The organism is Pseudolactococcus yaeyamensis (assembly GCF_054658615.1).
This window is the reverse complement of record NZ_BAAGGP010000099.1, coordinates 1-8,560: the sequence shown is the minus strand read 5'-3', so window position 1 is coordinate 8,560 and position 8,560 is coordinate 1. Positions and strand designations below refer to the sequence as shown.

General features: G+C 40.6%; 9 protein-coding genes and 1 pseudogene. 7 read left to right on the top strand and 3 right to left on the bottom strand.

Going from position 1 to position 8,560, the window contains the following annotated elements:
- Together ACYQ21_RS13700 and ACYQ21_RS13695 are read left to right on the top strand one after the other, a co-directional pair.
- Positions 1–464, top strand: a pseudogene (locus ACYQ21_RS13700) (ISLre2 family transposase); the annotation flags it as partial.
- 379 nt (positions 465–843) lie between these two features.
- Positions 844–2,223 carry an InlB B-repeat-containing protein gene (locus ACYQ21_RS13695; protein ID WP_460059083.1) on the top strand — a complete coding sequence of 460 codons (1,380 nt, stop codon included), beginning with the start codon at positions 844–846 and terminating at the stop codon, positions 2,221–2,223.
- 276 nt (positions 2,224–2,499) lie between these two features.
- Here the strand turns inward: ACYQ21_RS13695 and ACYQ21_RS13690 are convergent, their stop codons facing one another.
- Both ACYQ21_RS13690 and ACYQ21_RS13685 read right to left on the bottom strand, forming a co-directional pair.
- A complete protein-coding gene (locus ACYQ21_RS13690; protein WP_460059081.1) occupies positions 2,500–3,240 on the bottom strand; it encodes an amino acid ABC transporter ATP-binding protein in 741 nt (246 codons plus the stop codon).
- Positions 3,237–4,832, bottom strand: a complete 1,596-nt coding sequence (locus tag ACYQ21_RS13685; RefSeq protein ID WP_460059079.1) for an ABC transporter substrate-binding protein/permease — start codon at positions 4,830–4,832, stop codon at positions 3,237–3,239. Before ACYQ21_RS13685 ends, ACYQ21_RS13690 begins: the two co-directional genes overlap by 4 nt.
- A 407-nt stretch (positions 4,833–5,239) precedes the next feature.
- Between ACYQ21_RS13685 and ACYQ21_RS13680 the strand changes: the two genes are divergently transcribed.
- The 5 genes from ACYQ21_RS13680 to rpsR all read left to right on the top strand — a co-directional run bounded on the left by ACYQ21_RS13680 (position 5,240) and on the right by rpsR (position 7,775).
- Positions 5,240–6,076, top strand: coding sequence for an undecaprenyl-diphosphate phosphatase (locus tag ACYQ21_RS13680; RefSeq protein WP_460059078.1), 837 nt, complete (start codon positions 5,240–5,242; stop codon positions 6,074–6,076).
- Positions 6,073–6,489, top strand: coding sequence for a hypothetical protein (locus ACYQ21_RS13675; RefSeq protein ID WP_460059077.1), 417 nt, complete (start codon positions 6,073–6,075; stop codon positions 6,487–6,489). Before ACYQ21_RS13680 ends, ACYQ21_RS13675 begins: the two co-directional genes overlap by 4 nt.
- Before the next feature lie 146 nt (positions 6,490–6,635).
- The gene (rpsF, locus tag ACYQ21_RS13670) at positions 6,636–6,935 is read left to right on the top strand and encodes a 30S ribosomal protein S6 (RefSeq protein WP_460059076.1); all 300 of its coding nucleotides are present in this window, start codon (positions 6,636–6,638) and stop codon (positions 6,933–6,935) included.
- Positions 6,936–6,971: 36 nt separating this feature from the next.
- Positions 6,972–7,481 (top strand): single-stranded DNA-binding protein, encoded by a 510-nt coding sequence (locus ACYQ21_RS13665; RefSeq protein WP_460059074.1) that lies wholly within the window; start codon positions 6,972–6,974, stop codon positions 7,479–7,481.
- Between the two features lie 48 nt (positions 7,482–7,529).
- Positions 7,530–7,775 (top strand): 30S ribosomal protein S18, encoded by a 246-nt coding sequence (gene rpsR / locus ACYQ21_RS13660; RefSeq protein ID WP_003140392.1) that lies wholly within the window; start codon positions 7,530–7,532, stop codon positions 7,773–7,775.
- Positions 7,776–7,945: 170 nt separating this feature from the next.
- Here rpsR and ACYQ21_RS13655 read toward each other — a convergent pair whose 3' ends face one another.
- A complete protein-coding gene (locus ACYQ21_RS13655) occupies positions 7,946–8,257 on the bottom strand; it encodes a DUF960 domain-containing protein (RefSeq protein WP_460059073.1) in 312 nt (103 codons plus the stop codon).
- Positions 8,258–8,560: the final 303 nt, after the last annotated feature.

The following is an 8,560-nucleotide window of genomic DNA, read 5'->3' as shown; positions in this document are numbered from 1 at the left end:
AAATTTTTGAGTGTATCAAAAATCATAAGAAAAAAGATTTGAGCGCCATTTTCGATACGATGGAGGGAATGGTTGAAGGGGAAAAGAAAACAGAAAAGTTTTACAAATTCAAAAACTCTATTCTCAGGAACTTCCCCTATACGAAAACCGCAGAAGATAGAGGGTTGGACTTAAACGGTATTGGGGTTATGGAGAGTCAGCACCGAAAAATCACATATCGGATGAAGAAGCAAGGCATGTACTGGTCGTTGACTGGTGCTGAAGCCATGACCCAACTCATTATCATGAGGTATGAAGATAAAAACGCCATCCGAGATTTGTTTTTCGGCGACTGGCGTGAAAAGTATGCCAAATATCAGGAGCTAGAAGGCAGTGTCTCAGATTACTTAAAAACGAGTGAGACACCAAGCGAAATCAAACAAGGCAAGATAAGAAATGATATCATCCGTAAAAGTTTTCAGTAGGTAAGAAACGGGCAATATTGGAGGTTCATAAAAAGTAAGAAAATACTGTAAGAAATGGCTAAAACACTTGAAAAAAGTTTGATTTAGCTATTGCTTTTTTGCGTGATTTAAGCTATAATAAAGGTAACAATAAATCAAAAAAGCCGATAGAGTTTAGACCTCTCTATCGACAAGTAGTATAGAAACCACACTTCTATACTCACAAACTTAGTATATCTAAAAATAGATTGAAAAGCAAGTGAGTTGGAAGAAGGAAATTCTAACACGCTTGCTTTTTTGATATAAACTCGGCTCTGAATCGTAGGATTTGGGGAATATCAGAAAATAAAATACATACCTCATTACAAGCATTTCAGATACTGATAGTGGCGATAAAACGTTGTATGCCCGTTGGACAGCAGATGACTTTGCGATTAAGTATGTACTAGATGGCGGTACGAATCATGCGGATAACCCAAGTGGTTATACTTATGGTGTTGGCGTACCAAACTTTGAAGTAGCGACTAAACCAGGTCATACTTTCAAAGGTTGGTATGATACGGCAACAGGTGGTGCAGAAGTCACCAACATTTCGACTACCGCCACAGGCGATAAAACTTTGTATGCCCGTTGGACAGCAGATGACTTTGCGATTAAGTATGTCTTAGATGGTGGGTCAAATCATGCGAATAATCCAAATAGTTACACTTACGGTGTTGGCGTCCCAAACTTTGAATCAGCTACTAAACCCAATCACACTTTCTTAGGTTGGTATGATGCGGCAACAGGTGGTGCAGAAGTCACCAACATTTCGACTACCGCCACAGGCGATAAAACGTTGTATGCCCGTTGGACAGCAGATGACTTTGCGATTAAGTATGTCTTAGATGGCGGTACGAATCATGCGGATAACCCAAGTGGTTATACTTATGGCGTAGGTGTCCCTAGTTTTGAACCTGCGACTAAAGATGGTCATATCTTCCTTGGCTGGTTTGATGCGACAACAGGAGGTAAAGAAATTACAGCTATTTCTGAAACTGCAATCGGGGCACAAACGCTTTATGCTCACTTTAAAGAAGATTTCACGCATCTTGAAGTTAAACCAATTGTGCGTAAAATTGCTAAAAATACAACTTACACATGGCAACATACTGAGCATGAACCAATGCTCTATAATGAAGATAACCAGGTGGTAGATAGTGAAATTTGGGCGATAGTGAGTGGTCAGGTTTATAGTATGACTGATTTTGCAGAATTACCAGAAGGTGTGCATGAAGTGACTTTTACAACTGTGAATCCATTATTGAAAGGACTAACTTTCAATCGTGTGAGAGCATCAGAAAAAGAAGTAACGGCACGAACGACAGCGACGATTATTGCGGAAGATGCACCAGATCCGAAGAAAGAACCAGCACCAATTACGGTTCGTTATGTTGATCAAAATGGCAAGGAACTTAGAGTAGAAACTGTTTATACTGGTAAAATTGGTGATACAATTGAAAGTCTTGCACCAACGATTACAGGTTATAAGTTAATCTCTCCTAATTCAAAAATCAATGCGGTCATAACAGATCAAATTCAAATTTTCACGTTTGTTTACAAACCGATTACGACAGGTCAAGTCGGAGGGCTAACGCTACCAACGACTAATACTCCTCTACCAAAAACAGGAGAAATACAAGAGACAGTATATCTTTTGATTGGATTATTACTAATCGCCTTGGCGAGTAGTCTATCTTGGTTTAAACATAGCAAAATAGTCATTAAAGAGAATGATTAAACTATTAAACTGAGTATGTGATCAAATTTTAAAATCTCATCCTAGACAGCTTTTCGATATTGAAAGGCTGTCTTTTTGTGCCCTTACTAGATTGTATCTATCTTGATAGAAAAAGAGGCTAGAATAAAAATCTTAAAAAGAGACAAACCGCATGAAATTCGTTTTTAAAAACGTTGATTTCATGCGGTTTGTCTCTTTTATAATTAACTAAATCATGCTAATTTTCGACTTTTGTCCCAGTCTCTTTTCAAAGACTCATTTAGTCTTTTTTATAGTTTAATCCTGCAAGAATCGTGTCAAAAATTCTTTTGTCCGTTCTTCTTTTGGAGTGACGAAGATTTCTTCTGGTGTGCCACTTTCGGCAACGACACCTTTATCCATGAAGATGACACGGTCAGACACTTCGCGGGCGAAGGCCATTTCGTGGGTCACGATGACCATGGTCAAGCCGCTTTCAGCTAGCTCTTTCATCGTTTTCAACACTTCGCCGACCATTTCAGGATCGAGAGCGCTGGTTGGTTCGTCAAACAAGAGCACATCAGGATTCATTGATAGCGCACGAGCGATTGCCACACGTTGCTTTTGACCACCTGAGAGTTGACTTGGTTTGGCATTAACAAATCTATCCATGCCGACAGCAGTCAGGTTTTCTAAAGCGATTTTTTTCGCCTCGGCACGCTGACGTTTCAACACTGTTGTTTGTGCCACGATAACATTTTCTAGGACATCTAGGTTATTGAAAAGGTTGAAAGATTGGAAAACCATGCCCAGATGGGTGCGGTATTTGTTAAGGTCGTAGCCTTTTTTGAGGACGTTTTCACCCTTGTAGATGATTTCGCCAGATGTGGGTTGCTCGAGTAAGTTGATTGAGCGAAGGAGAGTTGATTTACCGCTTCCTGAGCTACCGATGATTGAGATCACTTCGCCAGAGGCAACGGTCATGTGGATGTCTTTGAGGACTTCGTTTTGTCCAAATGATTTTTTGAGATTTTTAATGTCAAGTACGATATCGCTCATTTTTCGCCTCCTAACCCAATAGTAGCTTCTTTTAATGGCAGTTGCATTTGGTTAGCGCCCGTCGTATAGCTTTCAGAGTCAAGTTTTTTCTCAACAAATCTCAAGATGCGTGTGACCGTGAAGGTCAAGACGAAGTAAATGGCTGCGATGATGGTAAAGGTTTGGAAATACTGATAATTTTGTTGTGCAACCGTGTTTCCTTGGAAGAAAAGCTCGGTAATCGAGATGACGTTCAAGACAGACGTGTCTTTGATGTTGATGACAAATTCGTTACCTGTCGCTGGGAGAATGTTACGGATAACTTGTGGCAAGACAATCTTACGCATGGTCTGTCCGTGATTCATCCCCAAAGCACTAGCGGCTTCAAATTGACCTGTATCGACAGCGAAAATCCCGCCACGCACGATTTCACTCATGTAAGCCCCAGTATTAATGGAGACGATGAGGAGAGCGGCTAAGGTCTTATCCATGGAAATGCCTAGGAACTGTGCCGAACCATAGTAGATGACCATGGCTTGAACGATCATTGGCGTACCACGGAAAATTTCAACGTAGATATTGATAACCCAACCGACAAGAGTTTGCAGCAAAGCAAGTGCACGGTTAGCAGATTTTTTTGCCGTGCGGAAGACCCCAATCAAAAGACCGATAAAGGTTCCGATGAAAGTCCCGATGATTGAAATGAATAGCGTCATGCCAGCCGCACGAACGAAGTCACCGCCACTATCTTTGATAATTGAGCCGACTTGTGCCCAGAAACCAGTTTCCTTATCCGTATGCGTTTGCAGGGCAACCATGTCATCCATGATTTTAGTTTGTTTAGCTTGGCTCATGTCTGCGAGCACTTCATTGATTTTGGCGAGATTTTTATCAGCCTTGCGTAGACCGACAGCCGTCTGCGTATCTTCTGGATTGGTCTTGAAACCATTGCCCTCAGAAAAAGTAATCATTTTAAATTTCGCATTTTTCGATTCAGCCGTAATCCCTTCAGGACGTTCGCCGACATAGCCGTCAATGGTACCAGCCTCAAGAGCGACGCGCATGGCCGAAAAATCGCCCATAGCAGGTTCTTGTGTGGCGCCAATCATCTGAGGAATCAGATCGTAATGGAAAACGCCTTGTTGACCAGTGATTTTAGCACCTTTGAAGTCATTGATAGACGTCGCATTAGCGTATTTACCATCTTTTCTGACCATGACAACGAGCTGACTTGTATAGTAATTTTGTGAGAAATCAATCTCTTTTTTACGCTCAGTAGTCGGGCTCATCCCGGCGATAATGGCGTCAATTTTACCAGAAGTCAGGGCAGGCAAGAGGCCGTCCCATTTCGTTTTGACGATGACTAATTTTTTGTCTAGCTTTTCGGCGATTTTCTTAGCGATTTGGACATCGTAGCCGTTAGCGTATTGGTTACTGCCGTCAATTTTGACAGCACCATTGGCTTGTGTTTTTTGAGTCCAGTTAAAAGGCGGGTAGCCTGCCTCCATGCCGACACGGAATTCGTTGTCATCACTGGTCGCACTGACAAGTGTCGCTGGCACAAGACTGAGGACAAGAAGTGTCGCAAAGATAAGTGAAAATATTTTTTTCATAGGTCTCTTTCTAAGTATCAGTTATCTCTTAATTCTACTAAAAATTGACAGAATGTTCAATATAGATAAGTCAGTATTTTGCTTGTTGATAAAATTATTATCAAAAAACAGTAATTATGCCCAAAATTTGAAAGGGTTTTGTTATAATGAGGTCAAGCAGTTGTAAAATAAGTGATACTGAAAGCGGTACGACATCGTCGTAAACTTCTGTAGAAAATTAGGGATTTATGGTTCTGCGCTTGCGCAGGTTCAGAAATCATCTATTTTCCTATGGCATTGCAGTTGCCGCTTTAGCGGCGTACGGAAAAGCCAAAGGCAACGTGCCTAAGTGATTTATCACTTAGGCGTTGATAAGAAGTTAGCTTGAAGTTCAAACGTGTAAATTCAGAAATGAGAAAGTAGATAAAATGGCATTTATAAAAGCAGTTATTTTAGGGATTATTGAAGGTATCACGGAGTGGCTACCGATTAGCTCGACCGGACATTTGATTCTGGCTGATGAATTTATCAAGCTCAAACAATCCACTGAGTTCATGAATATGTTTAATGTGGTGATTCAGCTAGGTGCGATTTTAGCGGTTGTTGTGATTTATTTTAAGAAGCTTAATCCATTTGATTCAAGTAAGACACCACGTGAAACCCAATTAACTTGGCAACTTTGGTTGAAAGTGATTATCGCATGTATTCCAGCAGTCATTATTGGTTTGCCTTTTGATGACTGGTTGGATGCGCATTTTCATAAATTTATCCCGATTGCATTGATGCTGATTATCTATGGGGTTGCATTCATATATGTCGAGAAGTGGGCGAAAACACGTCCAGATACTTTAACTAACTTAGATAGAATGTCTTACCGCTTTGCCTTTTATATCGGCTTGATTCAAGTCTTGTCATTAATGCCGGGGACATCTCGCTCAGGTGTGACCATTCTTGGCGCGATTATCCTAGGAGCGTCACGTTTCGTTGCGACTGAGTTTACGTTTTTCCTTGGGATTCCGGTTATGTTCGGTGCGAGTTTGTTGAAAATTTTTAAATTTATGCTAAGTGGGGTAGGCTTTAGCTTTTACCAGTTTGCGATTTTAATGGTGGCGAGTGTGACGGCCTTTCTGGTGTCTATCGTGGTCATTAAGTTTTTGATGGATTATATCAAGAAACACGATTTCACTTTCTTTGGTAAATATCGGATTGTTCTCGGCGCAATTTTGCTAGTCTATGCAGGCATTTCAACGGTATTTGGCGGATGAAAAAAGTAAAGTCATGGACAAGTTTTGTGCCAATTATTGCGATGATTTTAGCCTATGTTTTTCTTAGGCTGACTGCAGGAGAAACGACTAGTCCTTATAATATACACGTGTTGCTTTTCTTTATTCCTTTTTCTTATGCCTGCGAGGGTTATATCCAAGGCAAACGGCGGCACAAGTTTTTCAGAGCTTTGATTTTAAATTTCTCGCTTATCCTGTTAATGTCATTCATCCCATGGCTTTGGGTTGCGCTGACAAGGGCGCATGATGAGTGGTATCAAATGTACATCACTTTGGGCTGGTTTCAAATCATTGCCATATACTGTGGGCTTTATCTTTTGTTCTTGATGGTCATTTATTCGATTTTTTACGGGATTGGTAAGTTGATTAGTAAAGCTAGAACATCAATTTCTTAGTTAATGGTTAATTTTATCTGCTATTTCAAAAAGTAAAAAAACTTGCAAAACTTATAGCGTATATGCTATAATAGTTACTTGTGAGTAACCCTCACTTACTCGGGGAAGAGCCCTGAGTCATTAGACCAAAAGGAGGAGATACATCAATGGCTACTACAAAGTACGAAATTCTTTACATTATTCGTCCAAACATTGACGAAGATGCCAAAACAGCGCTTGTTGAGCGTTTTGACACAATCTTGACAGAAAATGGTGCAACTATTTCTGAATCAAAAGATTGGGAAAAACGTCGTCTTGCGTACGAAATCAATGATTTCCGTGAAGGCTTGTACCGTCTTGTCACATTTGAAGCTGATACAGCTTCAGCTGCAACAAGCGAATTTGACCGTCTTGCGAAAATCAATAGCGATATCTTGCGTCACATGATCACTAAGGTTGACGCTTAATCTTAAGCACACTTTAGTTTTCAGGAAGGACAAAACATGATTAATAATGTTGTTTTAGTAGGTCGTTTGACCAAAGACATTGAATTGCGTTACACACCCGCCAATCAAGCAGTGGCTACTTTTACCCTTGCGGTTAATCGTACCTTTAAAAATGCTAATGGTGAGCGTGAAGCGGACTTCATCAATGTTGTCATCTGGCGTCAAGCCGCAGAAAATCTAGCAAATTGGGCGAAAAAAGGTGCGCTTCTGGGCGTTACTGGTCGTATCCAAACGCGTAATTATGAGAATGCTCAAGGTCAACGTGTTTACGTGACGGAAGTGGTTGCTGATAATTTCCAAATGCTAGAAAGTCGTAGCGCGCGCGAAGGTGGTCAACAAGGCGGTGGTTACACACCTTCACCGTCTCAACCTACAAACGCAAACTTCGGTAGCAATCAGTCATCACAAACTCATCCTTCATCTGCTACACCTGATTTTGGCCGCAATAGTGATCCGTTTTCTGGTGGCACACCCATGAACCTGAGTGATGATGATCTGCCGTTTTAATCACTGATGGACAGGAAAACTGTCTGGAATAATATAAGGAGAAAACACATGGCACAACAACGTCGTGGAGGCTTCAAACGCCGCAAAAAAGTTGACTTTATCGCAGCTAACAAAATCGAAAACGTTGACTACAAAGACACTGAGCTCTTGAAACGTTTCATCTCAGAACGTGGTAAAATTTTACCACGTCGCGTGACTGGTACTTCTGCTAAAAACCAACGTAAAGTTGTAACAGCAATCAAACGCGCACGTATCATGGCTTTGCTACCATTCGTAGCGAACGATTCTGAATAAGAAAATTTGAAGGCAAGTCTTACGAGGCTTGTTTTTTGTTTGTCTGCGAGCATCTGGAAGATGGGAGTAGACAAACAAATAGTTAAAATTTGACTGTTTGTCTGCGGAGACTTTGAGCACAAAAAAACTGACATTTAACGGTCAGTTTGTGTGTTGTGATTCGGCTGATTTTACATTTCCATCGGTGTCATGATGGTTTCACGCCCCATGTTATCAACGGCATGAAAGAGTCGTGGCCAGTCATTGTCAAATTCGTAATTAAAGTCAATAACCATAGACGTGTTAGGGTCATCATCTTGCGAAAAACGGATTGAAAGCGCTCCGTGGTTGTTCATCAGTTCAAAGTTAATCGTGTTTTCCAAGATGAAAACGCCTTTGAGGTTGTTGTCAATGATGTACCAAAAACTGTCGATGACCTCGCCAGGGATAGATTGAATAGTGCCGAAACTTGCATAACGGGCGATTGTATTTGTAAAAGCCATAGGTCTACCTCGCTTTTTCTATCTCAAATAGGTATAATATACTCATTCACGTTATTAGCTAAACTGAGTACATCTTTATAATTAAATTATAATTTAAAAGTCAAAAAAGGTCAAGAAATAGGAATTCAAAATCACGACAAACGCATGACTCTCTCCCAATCCCAAAATGTAAAGCATGTTTTAAAAAATAACAGCTCTCACATTGAAAACAACTGTGCCAAATAATCTGGAAAAGTCATTGATAACGAAAAACGTTTGAGACGAATGCTCATCTTCTTTTTACGCATTTCCAAATCCTTCAAA

What these genes read in the sequence shown, in the direction of transcription:
- ACYQ21_RS13690 (WP_460059081.1), bottom strand. Translation starts at nt 3,240, where the DNA reads ATGAGCGATATCGTACTTGACATTAAAAATCTCAAAAAATCATTTGGA.
- ACYQ21_RS13685 (WP_460059079.1), bottom strand. Translation starts at nt 4,832, where the DNA reads ATGAAAAAAATATTTTCACTTATCTTTGCGACACTTCTTGTCCTCAGT.
- ACYQ21_RS13680 (WP_460059078.1), top strand. Translation starts at nt 5,240, where the DNA reads ATGGCATTTATAAAAGCAGTTATTTTAGGGATTATTGAAGGTATCACG.
- ACYQ21_RS13675 (WP_460059077.1), top strand. Translation starts at nt 6,073, where the DNA reads ATGAAAAAAGTAAAGTCATGGACAAGTTTTGTGCCAATTATTGCGATG.
- rpsF (WP_460059076.1), top strand. Translation starts at nt 6,636, where the DNA reads ATGGCTACTACAAAGTACGAAATTCTTTACATTATTCGTCCAAACATT.
- ACYQ21_RS13665 (WP_460059074.1), top strand. Translation starts at nt 6,972, where the DNA reads ATGATTAATAATGTTGTTTTAGTAGGTCGTTTGACCAAAGACATTGAA.
- rpsR (WP_003140392.1), top strand. Translation starts at nt 7,530, where the DNA reads ATGGCACAACAACGTCGTGGAGGCTTCAAACGCCGCAAAAAAGTTGAC.
- ACYQ21_RS13655 (WP_460059073.1), bottom strand. Translation starts at nt 8,257, where the DNA reads ATGGCTTTTACAAATACAATCGCCCGTTATGCAAGTTTCGGCACTATT.